The organism is Cupriavidus sp. CuC1, from assembly GCF_044627735.1.
Lineage (GTDB): Bacteria > Pseudomonadota > Gammaproteobacteria > Burkholderiales > Burkholderiaceae > Cupriavidus > Cupriavidus ulmosensis.
In genome coordinates this window covers 46,802-65,009 of sequence record NZ_JBIUHC010000013.1, presented here as the reverse complement: position 1 = coordinate 65,009, position 18,208 = coordinate 46,802, and the positions used below count along the sequence as shown (strand labels likewise).

The window sequence follows — 18,208 nt, the reverse complement described above, 5'->3', positions numbered from 1 at the left end:
GCACCCTTGGGTTGCGCCTGCCGCTGCGCGGCCATCCAGGGCCGCCCAAATGCCGTCCTGCGTCCTGCGCTTAGTGCGTGACGCGGGTCGTGCCGCCCGACGACAGCAAGCGCACGCGCTCGCCCGGACGGAAGGCTTCGTCGGCGTCCTGGACGATGGCGCGCATGTCGCCGTTGTCCAGGCGCACGGTGATTTCCAGGCCGCGGCGCTGGCTGATCTTGTTCTCGGCCATGCTGCCGGTGATGCCGCCGAGCACGGCGCCCAGCACGCCGGCCGCCACCGAGCCGCCGCCGCGGCCGATGGTGCTGCCCGCGGCGATGCCGCCGATGGCGCCACCGGCGATGGTGCCGGCGCCGGTCTGGTCGCCCTGGATCAGCACCTCGCGAACCGTCTCGACCACGCCGTAGCGCAAGGTCTGCTCGCGCTGCGCCTGGCCCGGGGTGTAGATGCTGGCGGAGTTCGACTGCGAAGCGCAGCCAGCCACCAGGGTGGCGGCGGCGGCGAGCGCGATGGCGCTGGTGCGGATCAGGGTGTGCATAGGATCAATCCCGAAAAAGGTGTTACTCGTAGCGATAGCCAAAAGCGGACTGGAAGCGTTCACCGATTTCGTCGCGCGACGGCTTATGGTTCTGCGGACCCTGGTGCGCGATCTTGATGGAGCCCATCAGGCTGGCAAGCCGGCCCGTAGTTTCCCAGTCGAAGCCCCGTTCGATGCCGTAGAGCAGGCCGCCGCGGAAGGCATCGCCGCAGCCCGTCGGATCGACGACACGATCCGCTTTCACGGAGGCGATATTGTACTTCTGCTTGTCGGCGAAGACGGTGGCGCCCTTCTCGCCGTGGGTCACGATGAAGGCCTTGACCTGGGCGGCGACTTCGTCGCTGGTCCAGCCGGTACGAGACAACAGAACCTGGGCTTCGTAGTCATTGACCGTCACGTAGCTGGCAAGTTCAACGAACTGGCGCAGATCATCGCCGTTGAACAGCGGCATGGCCTGGCCCAGGTCAAAGATGAACGGCACGCCGGCGGCGGCGAACTGGCGCGCGTGGTGCAGCATGCCTTCGCGGCTGTCGGGGGCGACGATGCCCAGGCCGGGCGCATTGCTGCCGCCGAGCGCGTCCTGCACCTGCGAGAGCTGCGACTGGTTCATCGCGCCAGGGTGGAACGCCGTGATCTGGTTGTTCTCCAGGTCGGTCGTGATCATTGCCTGCGCGGTGAAGGTGTCGGGCAGGGTGCGGATGTGCTCGGTGCCGATATCGAGCGCGCGCAGGTGTTGCAGGTAGGGCTCGGCGTCGACGCCGACGGTGGCCATGATCACCGGATCGCCGCCAAGCAGCTTGAGCGAGTAGGCGATATTGCCGGCACAGCCGCCGAACTCGCGGCGCATGGACGGGACCAGGAAGGACACGTTCAGCATGTGGATCTGGTCGGGCAGGATATGTTCGCGGAAATGCCCCTCGAACGTCATGATGGTGTCGTAGGCAACGGAGCCACAGATCAGGCTGGACATGCTCTCTCCAATTCTCGTAATGCGGACTGACGGGGCCACCGGGTCAGGCCGGTGCCCCTGAATGCAAAAACGGCCACCCGTTTTGCCGGGTGGCCGCGCCTGGCAGGTGGCGCGCTTACTTCAGTGCGGCCAGTGCGGCGTCGTAGTTCGGCTCGTTCTTGATTTCCGAGACCAGTTCGCTGTACTTCACGGTGTCGTTCTCATCGAGCACCACCACGGCGCGCGCGGTCACGCCGGCCAGCGGGCCGGTCTTGACATCCACGCCGTAGTTGCCCTTGAAGTCGGCACCGCGCATCAGCGACAGCGGCACCACGTTGGCCAGGCCTTCAGCGGTGCAGAAGCGGCCCATGGCGAACGGCAGGTCGGCCGAGATGGTCAGCACGACGGTGTTGGCCAGGCCGCTGGCGGCTTCATTGAACTTGCGGGCCGAAGCCTGGCACACCGGGGTGTCCAGGCTGGGGACGATATTGAGCACCTTGCGCTTGCCGGCAAAGTCGGCCAGCGTGACGTCCTTCAGGTCCTTGCCGACCAGCGAGAATGCGGGGGCCTTGTCGCCGGCTTGCGGAAACTTGCCGCCGACTTCGATGGCGTTGCCGCCGAGGGTGACGTTGCTCATATGTGCTCCTGTGTGAAATGCGGGCTCGCGAATGGGGGCGCCCGGAATGAGCGGCGAGCCCGGGTGGAATTCAGGGATAGAAGATCAGCACGCGGTAGTTTGCCGCCGCCTGCTGCGACCGGAATCGTACCCGAACCGGCAGCTCCGTGCCTGCCCGCAGGCCATGTGTGGCAAAGGCCTGCTGCCCGGTTTCGAGATAGTCGGCGGGTTGCAGCACACGGCGTAGCAGGAGCTGGTCCTGGAGGTCCGTCATGACCAGCTCGATGGCGGGCAGCGCCACGGTGGCGCGGCCTTGGTTGCGCAGCGTGACGGCGAGCAGGTAGGCGTCGGATTCTTCATCCTGCTTTTGCAGCAGCGAGCTCTCGATGCGCAAGGCGTCGATGTCGCGCCATGGTGCCACCTCGCAACCCAGCGGCGCGCAGGCCGCCTCGAAGGCGGGGCGCAATACGGGGAAGCGGCCGGACAACTGGCTGCGCGCCAGGTAGGTGCCTTGTAGCAGTCCCGCGATCACCAGGAACCCGATTGCCAGCCTTTGCAGCACGCGCTTGCGCCTGGCCGGGCCAGGATCGCGCTCGCGCGCGTGGCGCAGGAAGTCGGGCGCGAAGGACGGGGTGGCAGGCGTGTCGCTGCGCATCCACGGCCGCTCGGCCTGCTCGCGTGCGATGGCTGCGGGAATCTCGGGGAGGTCGTCCTGCGCTTCGGCGCGCAGGTAACCGCTTGCGCTCGGGACGGCCGCAGTGTCAGCGTTGGCGGCGTTGGGGGCAGTGCTCGTGGCGGCACGGCTGGTGGCGGATGCTTCGTTCGCCGCTTTTGCTGTGTCGGCAGCACTTTCCGTATCGGCGATGTCCGCGGTGTGCGTGGCATCGTCGTCGCCTAGCGTGCTGGGGTCGAGTTGCGGCCAGGGTGCTGCTTCCGGCGCGGGGGCGGGTGCTTCGCTTGCCCGCGGCGTGTCTGCCTCGGCTCCCTCGGCGTCGGCGGCAAGGCCGACTTCCTCGCCCTCGACGATGCCGGGCACGAATACCGCGGAGGGCTCGTCCTCGTCCTCACCGGTGTCTGAGTCCGCAGTGCCGGCTTCCGGCTCCGCCTGACGGTTGCTGGCCTGCACGGCCTCGTCTGCTTCCGCCTGCGTCTGGTACAGCATGACGGTGGGCGCGTCGAGCGCCGGCACGTCATAGCCAGGGTCGTAGCCGGGGTCAAAGGGCGCAGCGGCGGGGCGGCTCTCGTCGGCGTCGTCGTCGTCGGAGGGGCGCGTGTCGAAGTGTGCTGCCTCGTGCGGTACAGCAGCAGCTTCGACGGCGTGCGCTTGCGTGTCCGGGTGCGCGTCGGCATGAGAGCGCTTGCGCGGGGCGCGCGGCGCGCGGGCGGCCTTGTGTGATTCTTCGTGGGCTTCTTCGTGTTGCGCTTCGTCGTGCGCGTGCTCGACGGGCGCCTCATGTGCCGGGGACTCGGCAGGGGCAGGGGCGGTAGTGCTTCCCGCCGACTGCGCGGCGGTCTCAGGGCTGCCTGCCGGCTCGGGCGCCGGCAGCTCGATCAGGTGCTCGCGCGCATCGAAGACGGTATCGCACTGGCCGCAGCGGACCAGCCCCTGGCGCAGCCGCAACTGGTCCGCCACCAGCCGGAAGGCAGTGCGACAGGCCGGGCAACGCGTGACGAGCTTGGCTGCGGCCATGGGCTGGGCTCAGCTTTGGGTGCCGGGGCCTTCACCGCGGGTGCCGTGCAGGCAGACCCAGCCTTCCTCGCTGCGCCAGACCGACATGGGCAGCCAGGGCGCGTAGGCCGCGGCGACTTCGTCGGCCTGCCGCTCCAGCACGCCCGACAGCACCAGCCGGCCGCCGGGGCGAACCCGTGCGCTCAGCATGGCCGCCATCAGCTTCAGCGGGTTGGACAGGATATTGGCGACGACGAGGTCGTAGCTGGCCTCGGAGACGGTTTCCGGCAGCGCGAAGGTGGCCTCCACGCGATTGCGCTCGGCGTTATAGCGCGAGGCTTCCACCGCGTTGGGGTCGATATCGATGCCGAGCGTGTCGCCGGCACCCAGCTTGCGCGCCACGATGGCGAGGATGCCCGAGCCACAGCCGTAGTCGAGCACCGTTTCGCCGGCCTTGATGTTCTGTTCCAGCCACTGCATGCACAACCGCGTGGTGGGATGGCTGCCGGTACCGAAGGCGAGGCCCGGGTCCAGCTCCAGCACCACCGCGTCGGGTTCCGGCGCATCGTGCCAGGACGGCACCACCCAGATGCGCTCGCCGATGCGGATCGGCGCGAACTGGGATTGCGTCAGGCGCACCCAGTCCTGGTCTTCCACCGGGCGCAACTGGTACGCCGGCACCGGGTCGATACCCAGTGCATTGGCGGCGGCGGCCACCACCAGCACGGGGTCGGCGCTGTCGTCAAACAGTGCCACCACGCGCGAGCGGTTCCATGCCAGGCGGGTCGGCTCCATGCCGGGCTCGCCGAACAGCGGCTGCTCGTCGGGCGTATCGGCATCGGCGTCTTCCACCGAGACCGACAGCGCGCCGAGGTCGAACAGCGCGTCAGACCAGGCTTCGGCCTGGTCTTGTGCGATTTCGATCACACATTCCTGAAATGCCACAGGCGATCCTTGTCGATCAGTTATGACTGGCCGCGCCGGGGCTTCAGATCTTGCCGCCCTTGGCCACGTTCTTCTGGGCCAGGCGGTGCTCGAGATAGTGAATGCTGGTGCCGCCTTCGACGAAGTTGGCATCGAGCATCAGCTCACGGTGCAGCGGTACGTTGGTCTGGATGCCGTCCACCACCATTTCCGACAGCGCGATCCGCATGCGGGCGATGGCCTGCTCGCGGGTGGCGCCGTAAGTGATGATCTTGCCGATCATCGAATCGTAGTTGGGCGGCACGAAGTAGCCATCATACGCGTGCGAGTCGACCCGCACGCCGGGACCGCCGGGCATGTGCCACGCAGTGATCCGGCCGGGGGACGGCGTGAACTTGAACGGGTCCTCGGCGTTGATGCGGCATTCGATCGAGTGCCCGCGCAGCTGCACGTCCTTCTGGCGCCAGCGCAGCTTCTCGCCAAAGGCGATGCGGATCTGCTCCTGCACAATGTCGATGCCGGTGATCATCTCGGTGACCGGGTGCTCCACCTGTACGCGCGTGTTCATCTCGATGAAGTAGAACTCGTTGTTCTCGTACAGGAACTCGAAGGTGCCGGCACCGCGGTAGCCGATCTTCTTGCAAGCCTCGGCACAGCGATCGCCGATGCGCTCGATCAGGCGGCGCGGGATGTGCGGCGCAGGTGCTTCTTCGATGACCTTCTGGTGGCGGCGCTGCATCGAGCAGTCGCGCTCGCCCAGCCAGATGGCCTGGCGATGCTGGTCGGCCAGAATCTGGATCTCGACGTGCCGGGGGTTCTCCAGGAATTTCTCCATGTAGACCTCCGGGTTGCCGAAGGCGCGGCCGGCTTCCTCGCGCGTCATGTTGACCGCATTGACCAGGGCTGCCTCGGTGTGCACCACGCGCATGCCGCGGCCACCGCCGCCGCCGGCTGCCTTGATGATGACCGGATAGCCCACGGCACGCGCCGTGGCCAGGATTTCCTTGGGGTCGTCGGGCAGGGCGCCCTCGGAGCCCGGCACGCACGGCACGCCGGACTTGATCATGGCCTGCTTGGCCGAGACCTTGTCGCCCATCAGGCGAATGCTCTCCGAGGTCGGGCCGATGAAGACGAAACCGGACTTTTCAACGCGTTCGGCGAAGTCGGCGTTTTCCGACAGGAAGCCATAGCCCGGATGGATGGCTTGCGCGTCGGTCACCTCGGCGGCCGAGATGATCGCCGGCATGTTGAGGTACGACAGCGGCGAGGGCGCCGGGCCGATACACACGGCTTCGTCGGCCAGCTTGACGTATTTGGCTTCCTTGTCGGCCTCCGAATACACCACCACAGTCTTGATGCCGAGTTCGCGGCAGGCGCGCTGGATGCGAAGGGCGATTTCACCGCGATTCGCGATCAGAATTTTTTCAAACATAGTCACTCTCTGCGAGGAGAAAGGCGGTCCCACCGCGGCAGATCCTGGCGCCCCCGGCGAGGGCAGCCGGAGTGCGGGCGGGGGTGCTGGCACCGGGACGAGGAACGCCCGATGGCCGTCGCCGCCGTGGCTGGCCGGAGCACTCTCCGGCGCAGGCTGCGGGCGGCGCGGCATGCCGGTCAGTTTCAGCCGATGATGAACAGCGGCTGGCCGTATTCCACCGCCTGGCCATTCTCGACCAGGATTTCCTTGATCACGCCAGCCTTGTCCGACTCGATCTCGTTGAGCAGCTTCATGGCTTCGATGATGCAGACCGTCTGGCCTTCCTTGACGGTATCGCCCACATTGACGAACGACGCGGCGCCCGGTGACGGTGCGCGATAGAAGGTGCCGACCATCGGCGAGGTCACGACATGGCCAACCGGCAGCTGCGGGGCGGCCGGCTCGGCGCCGACGGCGGGCATCGCGGCGGGCGCGGCGGCCGGGGGCAGTGCCTGCATCGGTTGCATGGCCATCGGCGCGGCGATGACCTGCGGCGGCGCCTTGACGATCCGCACCTTGCCTTCGCCTTCGGTGACTTCCAGCTCGGAGATGCCGGACTCGGCCACCAGGTCGATCAGCGTCTTCAGCTTGCGCAGGTCCATCTTCTATCCTCCTGAATCGGGTTGTCCGGCGGCCACCGCTCTGGTGGCTGCGTCCGGGAAAAAACTGACGCCTCCGGCGGGCTGCCTCGGTCCGCCGCGAAAAACAGCGGCAGGGCAGGCGCCGGGGGCGCGGTAATGGTTTAAGAAATCAATGGGCGGATCAGGCTTTGGGAAGCGCCTGCTCCAGCTCCTGCTCGAGGGCATAGTCCAGCGCCAGCAGATACCCTTGCCAGCCAAGTCCGCAGATCACCCCGATCGCCACATCGGAGAAGTAGGAGTGATGACGGAAGTTCTCGCGCCGATGCACGTTCGACAAGTGGACTTCCACAAACGGAATCGCCACCCCGGCCAGCGCATCGCGCAGCGCCACGCTGGTATGCGTATAGGCGGCCGGGTTGATGATGATGAAATCCACGCCCTCGTCGCGCGCGGCATGGATACGATCCACCAGCGCGCCCTCATGGTTGGACTGAAACGTAGCCAGGGCGATGCCGGTCTGGCGGGCGCGCTGCGCGAGGGCCAGGTCGATATCGGCTAGTTTCGTGTACCCATAAGTCTCCGGCTCCCGCGTGCCCAGCAAATTCAGGTTCGGTCCGTGCAGGACCAGCACCTTGCGGTAGCGGGCGGAGCGGCGTTCGGGAGGTGTATCGATCACGGCGGCTCGACCAATTCAACGAAATTGCGCGGAGATTACCGTAGCTTAGAGTGATTTGTCTAGCAGCGTAGACATAGGCAGCTTCGAAGTCGGCGAGTTTTCAGACCCGACCCCGCCCTTTTTGCGTGCGGAATCGCGTTTCGATCAAATTGCGTGATGATCGAACAAGGTTAGGAGAAAATCGCCCCAAATCAAGAATCTTATGCCTAGCTGCGAGGCAACGCCGCGCGCAGCTCGTCAGGGGAAACCCTGCCCATTTTGCGGTAGCTGACCGTGCCATCTGGCGCAATGATCACTGTATAGGGCAGGCCGCCGGCCGCGTTGCCGAAATTGCGCGACAGTTCCGTGCCGGCAAAACCGGCCACGGCGAGCGGGTACGAGACGGGGACTTTCTTGATGAACTGCTGGATGTTGCTGGCGGAATCGATGCCGATGCCGACAAATTCCACTTTCCGTCCCGCGTATTCCTTATGCAAAGCGGTCAGGTCGGGCATTTCTTCCACGCAGGGGCCGCACCAAGGTGCCCAGAAGTTCACAACCACCGTTTTTCCACGAAGTTGCGCGAAGTTGATCTGGGTGCCGTCCGGATCCGGCAGTTGCGTGCGCAGGAACGTCTCGACGGCCTCATCGGATGCCGGCTTGGGCGAAAACACATAGTGCCCGGCCAGCGCGCCGGCGGCGGCGGCCACCACGGCAACGGCAAGCCAGACCCAGAGGCGGCTGCGGCGGACAGGAGTGCTGGTGGAAGATGTCATGGCAGCAAGAAAGATAGCGGCTGATGGAAGAGATAAGAACCTGGAGGGCTCCATGGGGAAAGCGCGCATGGCCTATGTCCGGCCTCGCCTGCGCTCCCGGTCAGAGGTGGCGCTCAGGCCGCCGCGGGCGCGTCGGGCACCTCGCGGGCTGCCGCTTCGGCGGCCGCCAGCAGCGCTTGCACCGCGTCCACATCGGCACGGGCAACCCGGCCGCTGGCCGCGGCCCGGACTGCGCCGCGTTCGTCATCCGCATCATACAGCGCAATATGAATGCCAACTGGCTGGCCAAGTTCCGCACGGATCTCTCCTGCCAGCAGGCGCGCGTCGCGCACGGCCGGCCACTGTCCCTTCCAGAGGAAACTCAGGGTCTCGACCTCGCCGCGGCCGGCAAAATGCCGGGTCTCGCTGGTGTCGAAGTCCACGCCAGCGTTGAGCAGGTGCAGGGTGAGATCCTTGGGGCTATCGCAGAAGCACTGTAGATAGATGTCGGAATGCTCGGTGGCGGTGCCGTTGAGCACGGCCCCGGCCAAGTACGGGCGGAACGCGGCGAGGTCGCGCATGGCAAGCACGGCCAGCCGGCGCAGCAGCGCCAGGACGCGGGGCTGGCTCTCCGAGTGGAAAAGCGCCTGATAGAGACGGACCTCCGCCTCCACGGCCTCATTGTCGGGGAGCCACTCGCCCGCCACGCGCACGTCGCCCAGCAGCTGCCGCGCGGCCTTGCGCTTGGCCGTAGCGTAGTCGGTGCCGTCTTCCGCGATCATGCGGGCGGCGGCCTGGGCGATTTCCTCGCGCAGGCGGATGGGGTCGAGGCTGGGGCGGCGGGGCATGGGGGGATGATACCGGAGGGATCGCGGCCTGCGCTGGGGCGGGGTTTTGCATTTTAGAGTGGTTGGTGACGGGGAGATTCCTTGGGAAGAAGGCTGCGGCCTGGAAATCTGCCGTGCCCGGCGCCGGCGCCGGCGCCTCCCGCACGGCTTCGCCGTCACCCCCTCAGGTACAATTCTTTCCATCCAGAAGCAACCCGGCCCGGCCGCCCTGGCCCGCCTAATCCCAAATCCCATGCATATTCACATCCTCGGTATCTGCGGCACATTCATGGGCGGCCTGGCCGTGCTTGCCAAGCAGGCTGGCCACCGCGTCACCGGATGCGATGCCAATGTCTACCCGCCGATGAGCACGCAACTCGAGGCGCAGGGCATTGAACTGATCGAGGGCTTCGATCCCGGCCAGCTGGCGCTGGAGCCGGATCTGTTCGTCATCGGCAATGTGGTCTCGCGCGGCAATCCGCTGATGGAGGCCATTCTGAACCGCAACCTGCCTTATGTCTCCGGCCCGCAGTGGCTCGGCGAGCATGTGCTGCGCGGCAAATGGACGCTGGCGGTGGCGGGCACGCACGGCAAGACCACGACCACCTCCATGCTGGCCTGGATCCTGGAAGATGCCGGCTACCAGCCGGGCTTCCTGGTGGGCGGCGTGCCCCAGAACTTCGGCGTGTCGGCCCGGGTGACCGAGTCCGACTTCTTCGTGATCGAGGCCGATGAGTACGATACGGCGTTCTTCGACAAGCGCAGCAAGTTTGTCCATTACCGTCCGCGCACCGCCATCCTGAACAACCTGGAATACGATCACGCCGACATCTTCCCGGATCTTGCTGCCATCGAGACCCAGTTCCATCATCTGGTGCGCACCGTCCCGGAGCAGGGCCGGCTGATCGTCAACGGCTTTGAGGAAAGCCTGGCGCGCGTGCTGGAGCGGGGCTGCTGGAGCGAGACCGAGCAGTTCGGCGTCGGCGACTGGCGTGCCGCCGAGCCCAAAGAAGCCGCTGCCGCCAGGGCCGGCGACAGCGTGACCCAGGACAGTTTCGATGTCTGGTTCGGCGAAAAGCTGCAAGGCCGGCTCAGCTGGGCCTTGCAAGGCACGCACAACCGGATGAACGCGCTGGCTGCGATTGCTGCTGCCCGCCACGTGGGCGTGCCCGCGCCGCAGGCGATCGACTCCTTGTCGCGCTTTGCTAACGTGAAGCGCCGCATGGAAGTGCGTGGCGTGGTCAATGGCATCACGGTCTATGACGACTTTGCCCACCATCCCACGGCGATCCAGACCACGCTCGACGGCCTGCGCAAGCGGGTTGGCGAGGCGCGCATCCTGGTGGTGCTGGAGCCGCGCTCCAACACCATGAAGCTGGGCGTGATGAAGGCGCAGCTGCCGGCCAGCCTCGAGACGGCTGACTTGGTGTTCGGCTACGGCGCGGCCAGCGGCAAGGATGCGCTGGGCTGGGACCTGGCCGGATCGCTGGCGCCGCTGGGCGAGCGCGCGGCCGCCTTCAGCGATCTGCCCGAACTGGTCCGCGCGGTGCGAGCCGCCGCGCGCCCGGGTGACCATGTGCTGGTCATGAGCAACGGCGGCTTCGGCGGCGTCCACCAGAAGCTGCTGGACGCCTTTGCTGCTGGCGCTTGCGCCTGAGCGGGGGCTGGCATGTTGCTGTACCTGCACGGTTTCCGCTCGTCACCACAGTCCTTCAAGGCCCGCCTGGTCCAGGAGCGCATGCGCGAGTGGGGCGTGGGGCGCTATTACGCCTGCCCCGTGCTGAATGTGTCGCCGGCCCAGGCCATCGCCCAGGCCGAAGCGGCCATCGCGGCCTCGCAGGCTGGCGGCGCGCAGCCGCTCACCATCATCGGCTCCTCGCTGGGCGGCTTCTATGCGCGCTGGCTGGCCGAGCGCCACGGCTGCCGCGCGGTGCTGCTGAACCCGGCGGTGCATCCCTGGACCGACCTGGAGCGCCACCTTGGCGACCAGCCGCTCTGGCACGGCGGCGGCTCGGTGCGGGTGGAGCGCCACCACCTGGATGAACTGCTGGCACTGCGGGTCGAGCCCATCACCCGGCCGCAGCGCTATTTCCTGATGGCCGCGACCGGCGACGAGGTGCTGGACTACCGCGAGATGCTGGCCGCATTCCCCGGGGCGCACACCCGTGTCATCGAGGGCAGCGACCACGGCATCAGCGAATTTGCCGACTACGTCGATGAAGTCCTCGCTTTCTGCGGCTATGGTCCCGATGGCCAGGTCAGCCAGGTCAGCCCCATCGACCCGGAGCCGCAGGCATGAGCGCGGCATGAACGGGGCGCATGTGCGCCGCAGCGGTTGGCACTCCCACTTACCCGAAGATCCCGCCATCAGCGCCAACCTGCGCCGCTGGGTGATCGGCGATGGCTCGCTCACCGCCCGGCTGGTGGCGGCGTCAGGCGCTTTCCGGGTGCGTCGCCTGGCACAGCGCATGGAGCTCGCCCTTGCCGATGAATGGCAGGCGCTGGGGCTGCCTGCCCGCCGCCGCGCGCTGGCGCGCGAGGTGCTGCTGATTTGTGACGGGGCGCCGGCCATCTTTGCCCATACCGTGGTGAAGCCCGACCATGCCCGGCGCGACTGGCCGTTCCTGCGCGGCCTGGGCGAGCGCCCGCTGGGCGGCGCGCTGTTCGTCGATCCCCGCGTGCGGCGTGAGCCATTCACGTTTGCGCGCTTGCTGGCGCACCACCCGCTGCGGCGCCGGCTGGAACTAGCCGTGCCGGCCATGCGGGAGCTCGCGCCGTGCGCGGTGTTGCCTGCGCGGCGCTCGCTCTTCCGGCGGGGCGACGGCGTCATGCTGGTGACCGAGGTATTCCTGCCAGACTTGCTGGCGCGACCTGCTCCAGGAATGGGCGGTTCCTGGCAGAAGCCGACAGGTAGCCATCCAAAGCAAGAAATTTCCCCACATCGATAATCGCGACCAAGAAGAAGAGACGACCATCATGAAATTGCAGGGACGTGTTGCCATCATCACCGGCGCTGCTGCCGAGATCGCCAGCATCCACACCTTCCTGGCCAGCGACGATGCCAGCTACATCAATGGCGTGGCGATCGAGGCCAGCGGCGGCATGTCGCTGTAACAGGCCGGCCCGCGCAGAGCTTGCAGCCGGCGCGGTGCGGTATCATCTCAGGTCCGGTTGCCGTCTCGCCTGAAGGCGGCCTTGCACCATTTCTCTCACCGGGCCGTTCCCGCAGGCGTCACAAAGCGCCAGGGCGCTTATTTACCAAGAGCGGTTCCCGGCATTTCTGAAAGTATCGATCCATGCAGTTGCTGTTCGAAGAAGGCGGCGAGATTCGCGCCGGCACCGTGCTGACCCAGCAGGGCGAGTCGTACCAGGTGGAGCTGCCCGCGGGCAAGCGCACCAAGGTCAAGTCGCGCGACGTTCTACTGCAGTTTGCGCAGCCGTCGGCGATCGAGCTGTTGCGCCAGACCGCCGACCTGGTCGGCGAGGTCGACCTGGAATTCCTGTGGGAATGCGCGTCGGAAGAAGAATTCGGCTTTGTCGACCTGGCGGCCGAGTACTACGGCGCGGGTGCGAGCGTGGTGCAGCAAGCCGCGCTGGCGCAGACGCTGCACGGCAATCCGGTGTATTTCCGCCGCAAGGGCCGCGGGCGCTACCAGCGCGCGCCGGAAGACCAGCTCAAGGCTGCGCTGGCCGCGCTCGAGCGCAAGAAGCAGCAAGCCCTGGTGCAGGCCGAGTACGAAAACCAGCTCAAGGCCCTGACCTTGCCCGAGGCGTTCCGCGGCAAGGCACTGCAACTACTGTTCAAGCCTGACAAGAACAGCCTCGAATACAAGGCGATGGACGCCGCCTGCACGGCGCTCGGCATGTCGCCGATGCGGCTCATGGTGGCGGTGGGCGGCATTGCCAGCCCGCGCGCGCTGCACGAGGCCAAGTTCCTCTCCGAATGCTTCCCCAAGGGCACGGGCTTTCCCGACGTGGCCGTGCCGGAACCCGCCGGCGAGCTGCCGCGCGCGGATGTGGAGGCGTTCTCCATCGATGACGTCACCACCACCGAGATCGACGATGCGCTGTCGGTCACGCCGCTGGACGGCGGCAAGATCCGCGTCGGCATCCATATCGCGGCGCCCGGGCTGGGCATCCGCCGTGGCGAGCCGCTCGACACGGTTGCGCGCCATCGCCTGTCGACGGTTTACTTCCCTGGCGACAAGATCACCATGCTGCCGGATTCCGTGGTGGAGCGCTACACGCTGCAGGAAGGCCGCGAGTGCCCGGCCCTGTCGCTGTACGTGGTCTACGACCCGGCCCTGCAGATGATCGTCAGCAGCGAGACCCGCGCCGAGCTGGTCAAGATCGCGGCCAACCTGCGCCACAACCTGCTTGAGGATGTGGTGACCGAGGCCGCGCTGGCCGCCGGCACCGGCGACTACCCGTTCCGCGACGCGCTGACCCAGCTGTTCCATTTCTCCGGCTGGCTGCACGACGAACGCCAGAAGGCGCGTCTTGCCAGCGGGCTGCGTCCCGAGTCGCACAACCGTGCCGACTACAGCTTCTACATCGACCTGCTGGAAGAGGGCGGCGAACGCGTGCGCATCGAGCAGCGCCGCCGCGGCTCCCCGCTCGACAAGATCGTGGCCGAGCTGATGATCCTGGCCAACAGCACCTGGGGCAAGCTGCTGGCCGACAACGGCGTGCCGGGCATCTATCGCACGCAGAAGGCCTGGGGCATGAACCGCACCCGCATGCAGACCTACCCGGCGCCCCACGAGGGGCTGGGCGTGGCGCAATATGCGTGGAGCACCTCGCCGCTGCGGCGCTACGTCGACCTGGTCAACCAGTGGCAGATCCTGGCTGTTGCCCAGCACGGCATCACGGCCAAGCTGGTGGCGCCGTTCAAGCCCAAGGACTCGGACCTGCTGGCTGCCGTGGCGGATTTCGAAGGCACCTACGCCGCCTATGCCGACCACCAGTCGACCATGGAACGCTACTGGTGCCTGCGCTGGCTGCAGCAGGAAAAGCGCGAGCGCCTGATGGGTTCGGTGCTCAAGGAAGGCGCCGTGCGCTTTGCCGAGATCCCGCTGGTCACGCGCGTGCCCGAGCTGATGCAGGCTTCGCGCGGCACCCAGGTGCTGCTGGAGATCGGCGCCATCGACGAGATCTCGCTGGAAGTGTCCTGCCGGGTCCTGGAAGTGTTTGCCGGCGAAGGCGAACTGCCGCAGGAAGAGATGGAACGGGACGACGAAGCCAGCGAAGTGTCGGCGCAAGCCGCCGCTGAAGCCGCGGCCGAGGAGGCCGCCGAAGCCGCTGCCGAGGGGGTGCTCGAGGGGGCAGCTGAAGGTGAGGCTGAAGGTGAGGCGGACGCCGCGGCCGGGGAAACCGGCGATGACGAAGCCGCGAGTGCCGCAGATGCCACAAGCGAAGGCGCTTCGTCGGACACAAGCGACACCGGCGCCAGCGGCGCGGGCTGAGTTCCTCGGAAAAAACGAGGCGCTCCCTTACAATCGCAGTCTGACCCGGGGTCCCACGGACCCCGGCCCCAGTCTCGCCCGATCGACGCTTCCCAGCCAACGTCCCGCCCATCGTGAAAGCCGCTTTTTCTCCCCGCCAGTGGTGGAACGCCAGCAGCACGATGGCCAAGGCGCTGGTCGTCTCGTTGCTGGCCCATGCCTTGCTGCTGACCGTGCGCGTCGTGGCGCCGGAGGCGTTCGAGATCAAGCGTACCGATGCCGCGCTCGACGTGGTGCTGGTCAATTCCAAGTCGGCGCAGCGCCCGCAGAACCCAACCGTGCTGGCCCAGGCCAACCTCGACGGCGGCGGCGAGCACGACCAGCAGCGCGCGACCACGCCGCTGCCGGCCCAGACCGTCACCAAGGACGGCGACCTGGTGCGCCAGATGCAGCGCCGCGTGGAGCAGATGGAGCAGGAACAGCAGCGGCTGATGACGCAGTCGCGCGAAGCCGCGCCGCCGGTGCACAGCCAACCGCTCAAGCCCGGCCAGCAGCGCGTGGAAAACCCGCTGCGTGGCCAGGACGAACGCACCTCGCTTGACGAGATGGCCAAGCTCGAAGCCGAGATCGGCCGCAACCTCGAGCAATATGCCAAGCGGCCCAAGCGCTACCAGCTCACCGCCACCAGCGCGCAGGAAGTGGAATACGCGCAGTACTACGACCGCCTGCGCCAGAAGATCGAAGCGCGCGGCACAACCGATTTCCCCCAGCGCAATGGCAAGCCGCTCTACGGGCAGCTGATTCTGGTGATCAACGTCAACCGGCAGGGCCGGCTTGGCTACAACCGCGATGGCTACAACATCGATGCCATCGACGTGGTAAAGAGCTCGGGCGATCCCGCGCTGGACCGCCAGGCGGTCGCCATCGTGCGGGCGGCGGCGCCGTTCGGCGGGTTCACGGCGCAGATGCAGGCGCGCCAGGATATTCTCGAAGTGATCTCCACATTCAAGTTTTCGCGCAATGGGCTGGAAACTCGCCTGCAGTCCCGATGACATCATCACCTGACACTATGCAATCCCAGACTCCCGCCGACCGTTACGTCGTGATCGGAAACCCCATCGCGCACAGCCGCTCGCCCGCCATCCATGCCGCGTTCGCGCAGCAGACCGGCGAGGCTGTCGTGTACGAGCGCCTGCTGGCGCCGCTCGATGGGTTCGTTGCCACCGTGCGCGCCTTCTTCGACGGCGGCGGCCACGGCCTGAACGTGACCGTGCCGTTCAAGCTCGAAGCCTACGACCTGGCAGAGCGCCTGACGCCGCGCGCCGAGAGCGCGGGCGCGGTCAACACCATGTGGATCGAGGACGGCGTGATCCACGGCGACAACACCGACGGTGTCGGCCTCACGCGCGACATCGAAGTCAACCTCGATACCTTGCTCGAAGGCAAGCGCATCCTGCTGCTGGGCGCGGGCGGCGCCGCCATGGGCGCCATGCTGCCGCTGATCGCGTGCCGCCCGGATCGCATCGTGGTGGCCAACCGCACGCCCCAGCGCGCCAGCGATATCCTGGAAAACGTGGCCCAGCAGGCCGACGAGTATGGCGTGGAATTGTGGGGCGGCGGCTTCGACGCGCTGGCGGGTTTGACGGATGAAGACGCCTGCGATGTGGTCATCAACGCCACCAGCAGCAGCCTGCAGGGCGAACTGCCGCCGGTGCCGGCGGAACTGCTGGGCAAGGACGTGCTGGCCTACGACATGATGTACGGCGCCCAGCCCACCGTATTCCTGAAGTTCGCCGCCCAATGCGGCGCGCGCACCAGCGACGGGCTGGGCATGCTGGTCGAGCAGGCTGCCGAGGCCTTCTACAACTGGCGTGGCGTGCGGCCCGCCACCGCGCCCGTGCTGGCAACGCTGCGCGCTGCGCTGCAGGCCGAAGCCGCGCGCTAACGCGGCGCCCGGCAGGCTCGAACATGGCTGAGCGCAAGCGCACCGCCCGTCCCGGGGCTGCTCAAGGCGGCAGGGGCGGCGGCCTCAACCCGCTGCGCTGGCTCGCCTACCTGCTTGGCACGCTGATCGCGGGCGTGCTGGCCATGCAGGTGTATTTCTTCCTGCAGATCGCTGCCTGGCAAACCGTGAACCCGTCATCCACGGCGTTCCTGCGGGCCGAGCAGTGGCGCCTGTGTGGCTTCAAGTTCTGGAGCTGCCAGGTGGACCGCCGCTGGGTGGGCTATGACGACATCTCCCGCAACCTCAAGCGAGCGGTGATCGCCAGCGAGGACGCCGACTTCGTCAACCATCCCGGCTACGAGCTCGACGCCATGCTCGATGCGTGGGAGCGCAACAAGAAGCGCGGGCACATCGTGCGTGGCGGATCCACCATCACGCAGCAACTGGCCAAGAACCTCTTCCTCTCGTCCGAGCAGCACTACCTGCGCAAAGGCCAGGAGCTGGCCATCACCTGGATGCTCGAGTTCTGGCTCGACAAGCAGCGTATCTACGAGATCTATCTGAATTCGGTGGAGTGGGGCGAGGGCGTGTTCGGCGTGGAGGCCGCGGCCCAGCATTACTTCAAGACCGGCGCCGCCAAGCTGAGCGTGGGCCAGGCAGCGCGCCTGGCCGCCGCGCTGCCGGCGCCGAAGTGCTTCGACAAGAAGGAGTACTGCGCCAATGTGCGCGTGAACTTCAAGGTCAAGGCCAACATCATCGCGCGCCGCATGGGCGCGGCCACGCTGCCGGACTGAGTCCGGGGCGGCGCCGCACAAACTCAATCAGCTCAGCCAGCCCTTCCTCTTGAAGTACACCAGCGGGATCGCCGCCGACACGGCCATCAGCGCGATGGCCCACGGGTAGCCTGCGGCCCAGTCCAGCTCCGGCATGAACTTGAAGTTCATGCCGTAGATGCTGGCGATCAGCGTAGGCGGCATCAGCGCCACCGACACCACCGAGAACAGCTTGATGATCTTGTTCTGGTTGATGTTGATGAAACCGACCGTGGCATCCATCAGGAAGTTGATCTTGTCGAACAGGAACGCGGTGTGGTTCTCGATGGAGTCGATATCGCGCAGGATCTGGCGGGCTTCGTCCTGCTGCTCGGCAGACAGCAACTGGCTGCGCATCAGGAAGGAGACCGCGCGGCGCGTGTCCATCACGTTGCGGCGGATGCGGCCGTTCAGGTCTTCCTCGCGGGCGATGGTTTCCAGCACGTCGGCCGCGGCGGCATCGGTCACATTCTCCGCCAGTACGCGCTTGCTGGCTTCTTCCAGCCGCTCGTAGACTTCCTCGATGGAGTCCGCCGAGTATTCGGCATCGGTGGCGTACAGGTCCATCAGCACGTCCTTGGCGTTGCGCACCGAGCCCGGGCGCATGCGCGCGCGCAACCGCACCAGCCGGAACACCGGCAGGTCTTCGTCGTGGATGGAGAACAGCACGTCGCGCGTGAGCACGAACGCCACCCGCACGTTGCGCGAGATATCTTCCTCGTCGAGCAGGAAGTCGGTGCGGATATGGATGTTCTCGTCCTCGCCCTCGAAGTAGCGGGCCGAGGCTTCCAGGTCGCCCAGGTCCTCCAGCTCCGGCAGGGCTACGCCGTAGGCTTCCTTGATCCAGGCGAGTTCCTCGTCATCGGGGCTGATGACATCGATCCAGATCGGCTTGTGCTGCAGAAGTTCATTGCGATCGTCGACCTGCTCCTGTGCGAGCCGGCCTTTCTGCAGGACGAACAGGTTGATCATCCCAGGGCTTCCTTGTTGCGTTTGGCGAAGAAACGCGCAGGCTTGGC

General features: G+C 66.8%; 18 protein-coding genes and 1 pseudogene. 8 read left to right on the top strand and 11 right to left on the bottom strand.

Annotated elements, in window-relative coordinates; genetic code table 11:
- Window positions 1–70: 70 nt before the first annotated feature.
- The 10 genes from ACGLHR_RS08275 to ACGLHR_RS08230 all read right to left on the bottom strand — a co-directional run bounded on the left by ACGLHR_RS08275 (window position 71) and on the right by ACGLHR_RS08230 (window position 9,009).
- Complete coding sequence (locus ACGLHR_RS08275) at window positions 71–538, bottom strand: hypothetical protein (RefSeq protein ID WP_400093144.1); 468 nt, start codon at window positions 536–538, stop codon at window positions 71–73.
- 22 nt (window positions 539–560) lie between these two features.
- Window positions 561–1,508, bottom strand: coding sequence for a carbohydrate kinase family protein (locus tag ACGLHR_RS08270; protein WP_400093142.1), 948 nt, complete (start codon window positions 1,506–1,508; stop codon window positions 561–563).
- Between the two features lie 115 nt (window positions 1,509–1,623).
- Window positions 1,624–2,124 (bottom strand): thiol peroxidase, encoded by a 501-nt coding sequence (tpx, locus tag ACGLHR_RS08265; RefSeq protein ID WP_006162466.1) that lies wholly within the window; start codon window positions 2,122–2,124, stop codon window positions 1,624–1,626.
- A 70-nt stretch (window positions 2,125–2,194) separates the two neighbouring features.
- Window positions 2,195–3,793, bottom strand: coding sequence for a DUF3426 domain-containing protein (locus ACGLHR_RS08260; RefSeq protein ID WP_400093140.1), 1,599 nt, complete (start codon window positions 3,791–3,793; stop codon window positions 2,195–2,197).
- Window positions 3,794–3,802: 9 nt separating this feature from the next.
- Window positions 3,803–4,717 (bottom strand): 50S ribosomal protein L11 methyltransferase, encoded by a 915-nt coding sequence (gene prmA, locus ACGLHR_RS08255; RefSeq protein WP_267604436.1) that lies wholly within the window; start codon window positions 4,715–4,717, stop codon window positions 3,803–3,805.
- A 43-nt stretch (window positions 4,718–4,760) separates the two neighbouring features.
- Entirely contained in the window at window positions 4,761–6,128 is a 1,368-nt protein-coding gene (gene accC / locus ACGLHR_RS08250) for an acetyl-CoA carboxylase biotin carboxylase subunit (protein ID WP_043349611.1), read from the bottom strand.
- 185 nt (window positions 6,129–6,313) lie between these two features.
- The gene (gene accB, locus ACGLHR_RS08245) at window positions 6,314–6,772 is read right to left on the bottom strand and encodes an acetyl-CoA carboxylase biotin carboxyl carrier protein (RefSeq protein ID WP_267604434.1); all 459 of its coding nucleotides are present in this window, start codon (window positions 6,770–6,772) and stop codon (window positions 6,314–6,316) included.
- Window positions 6,773–6,932: 160 nt separating this feature from the next.
- The gene (aroQ, locus tag ACGLHR_RS08240; protein ID WP_400093139.1) at window positions 6,933–7,427 is read right to left on the bottom strand and encodes a type II 3-dehydroquinate dehydratase; all 495 of its coding nucleotides are present in this window, start codon (window positions 7,425–7,427) and stop codon (window positions 6,933–6,935) included.
- A gap of 206 nt (window positions 7,428–7,633) precedes the next feature.
- Complete coding sequence (locus tag ACGLHR_RS08235) at window positions 7,634–8,182, bottom strand: TlpA family protein disulfide reductase (protein WP_400093202.1); 549 nt, start codon at window positions 8,180–8,182, stop codon at window positions 7,634–7,636.
- A gap of 113 nt (window positions 8,183–8,295) precedes the next feature.
- Complete coding sequence (locus ACGLHR_RS08230; RefSeq protein ID WP_267604430.1) at window positions 8,296–9,009, bottom strand: UDP-N-acetylmuramate--alanine ligase; 714 nt, start codon at window positions 9,007–9,009, stop codon at window positions 8,296–8,298.
- Window positions 9,010–9,241: 232 nt separating this feature from the next.
- On the opposite strand from ACGLHR_RS08230, the gene mpl reads away from it, so the two are divergent.
- From mpl to mtgA, 8 genes and pseudogenes are all read left to right on the top strand, one after another.
- The gene (mpl, locus tag ACGLHR_RS08225) at window positions 9,242–10,645 is read left to right on the top strand and encodes a UDP-N-acetylmuramate:L-alanyl-gamma-D-glutamyl-meso-diaminopimelate ligase (protein WP_400093137.1); all 1,404 of its coding nucleotides are present in this window, start codon (window positions 9,242–9,244) and stop codon (window positions 10,643–10,645) included.
- 12 nt (window positions 10,646–10,657) lie between these two features.
- A complete protein-coding gene (locus tag ACGLHR_RS08220) occupies window positions 10,658–11,287 on the top strand; it encodes a YqiA/YcfP family alpha/beta fold hydrolase (protein WP_400093136.1) in 630 nt (209 codons plus the stop codon).
- Between the two features lie 7 nt (window positions 11,288–11,294).
- Window positions 11,295–11,936, top strand: a complete 642-nt coding sequence (locus tag ACGLHR_RS08215; RefSeq protein WP_400093135.1) for a chorismate--pyruvate lyase family protein — start codon at window positions 11,295–11,297, stop codon at window positions 11,934–11,936.
- Between the two features lie 70 nt (window positions 11,937–12,006).
- Window positions 12,007–12,102, top strand: a pseudogene (locus ACGLHR_RS08210) (3-oxoacyl-ACP reductase); the annotation flags it as partial.
- A 182-nt stretch (window positions 12,103–12,284) separates the two neighbouring features.
- Window positions 12,285–14,453 (top strand): ribonuclease catalytic domain-containing protein, encoded by a 2,169-nt coding sequence (locus ACGLHR_RS08205; RefSeq protein WP_400093133.1) that lies wholly within the window; start codon window positions 12,285–12,287, stop codon window positions 14,451–14,453.
- Window positions 14,454–14,614: 161 nt separating this feature from the next.
- Complete coding sequence (locus ACGLHR_RS08200; RefSeq protein ID WP_400093200.1) at window positions 14,615–15,484, top strand: energy transducer TonB; 870 nt, start codon at window positions 14,615–14,617, stop codon at window positions 15,482–15,484.
- A 17-nt stretch (window positions 15,485–15,501) separates the two neighbouring features.
- Complete coding sequence (gene aroE, locus ACGLHR_RS08195; RefSeq protein ID WP_400093131.1) at window positions 15,502–16,377, top strand: shikimate dehydrogenase; 876 nt, start codon at window positions 15,502–15,504, stop codon at window positions 16,375–16,377.
- A gap of 92 nt (window positions 16,378–16,469) precedes the next feature.
- On the top strand, window positions 16,470–17,171 hold the full coding sequence (gene mtgA, locus ACGLHR_RS08190) for a monofunctional biosynthetic peptidoglycan transglycosylase (RefSeq protein ID WP_400093198.1): 702 nt from the start codon (window positions 16,470–16,472) through the stop codon (window positions 17,169–17,171).
- Window positions 17,172–17,198: 27 nt separating this feature from the next.
- Here the strand turns inward: mtgA and corA are convergent, their stop codons facing one another.
- Window positions 17,199–18,161 carry a magnesium/cobalt transporter CorA gene (gene corA / locus ACGLHR_RS08185; RefSeq protein WP_006162450.1) on the bottom strand — a complete coding sequence of 321 codons (963 nt, stop codon included), beginning with the start codon at window positions 18,159–18,161 and terminating at the stop codon, window positions 17,199–17,201.
- Window positions 18,162–18,208: the final 47 nt, after the last annotated feature.

Excerpts from the sequence above, each read along its gene's own strand:
- ACGLHR_RS08275 (WP_400093144.1), bottom strand. The coding sequence starts at position 538 with ATGCACACCCTGATCCGCACCAGCGCCATCGCGCTCGCCGCCGCCGCC.
- ACGLHR_RS08270 (WP_400093142.1), bottom strand. The coding sequence starts at position 1,508 with ATGTCCAGCCTGATCTGTGGCTCCGTTGCCTACGACACCATCATGACG.
- tpx (WP_006162466.1), bottom strand. The coding sequence starts at position 2,124 with ATGAGCAACGTCACCCTCGGCGGCAACGCCATCGAAGTCGGCGGCAAG.
- ACGLHR_RS08260 (WP_400093140.1), bottom strand. The coding sequence starts at position 3,793 with ATGGCCGCAGCCAAGCTCGTCACGCGTTGCCCGGCCTGTCGCACTGCC.
- accC (WP_043349611.1), bottom strand. The coding sequence starts at position 6,128 with ATGTTTGAAAAAATTCTGATCGCGAATCGCGGTGAAATCGCCCTTCGC.
- accB (WP_267604434.1), bottom strand. The coding sequence starts at position 6,772 with ATGGACCTGCGCAAGCTGAAGACGCTGATCGACCTGGTGGCCGAGTCC.
- ACGLHR_RS08235 (WP_400093202.1), bottom strand. The coding sequence starts at position 8,182 with ATGACATCTTCCACCAGCACTCCTGTCCGCCGCAGCCGCCTCTGGGTC.
- ACGLHR_RS08230 (WP_267604430.1), bottom strand. The coding sequence starts at position 9,009 with ATGCCCCGCCGCCCCAGCCTCGACCCCATCCGCCTGCGCGAGGAAATC.
- mpl (WP_400093137.1), top strand. The coding sequence starts at position 9,242 with ATGCATATTCACATCCTCGGTATCTGCGGCACATTCATGGGCGGCCTG.
- ACGLHR_RS08220 (WP_400093136.1), top strand. The coding sequence starts at position 10,658 with ATGTTGCTGTACCTGCACGGTTTCCGCTCGTCACCACAGTCCTTCAAG.
- ACGLHR_RS08215 (WP_400093135.1), top strand. The coding sequence starts at position 11,295 with ATGAACGGGGCGCATGTGCGCCGCAGCGGTTGGCACTCCCACTTACCC.
- ACGLHR_RS08205 (WP_400093133.1), top strand. The coding sequence starts at position 12,285 with ATGCAGTTGCTGTTCGAAGAAGGCGGCGAGATTCGCGCCGGCACCGTG.
- ACGLHR_RS08200 (WP_400093200.1), top strand. The coding sequence starts at position 14,615 with ATGGCCAAGGCGCTGGTCGTCTCGTTGCTGGCCCATGCCTTGCTGCTG.
- aroE (WP_400093131.1), top strand. The coding sequence starts at position 15,502 with ATGCAATCCCAGACTCCCGCCGACCGTTACGTCGTGATCGGAAACCCC.
- corA (WP_006162450.1), bottom strand. The coding sequence starts at position 18,161 with ATGATCAACCTGTTCGTCCTGCAGAAAGGCCGGCTCGCACAGGAGCAG.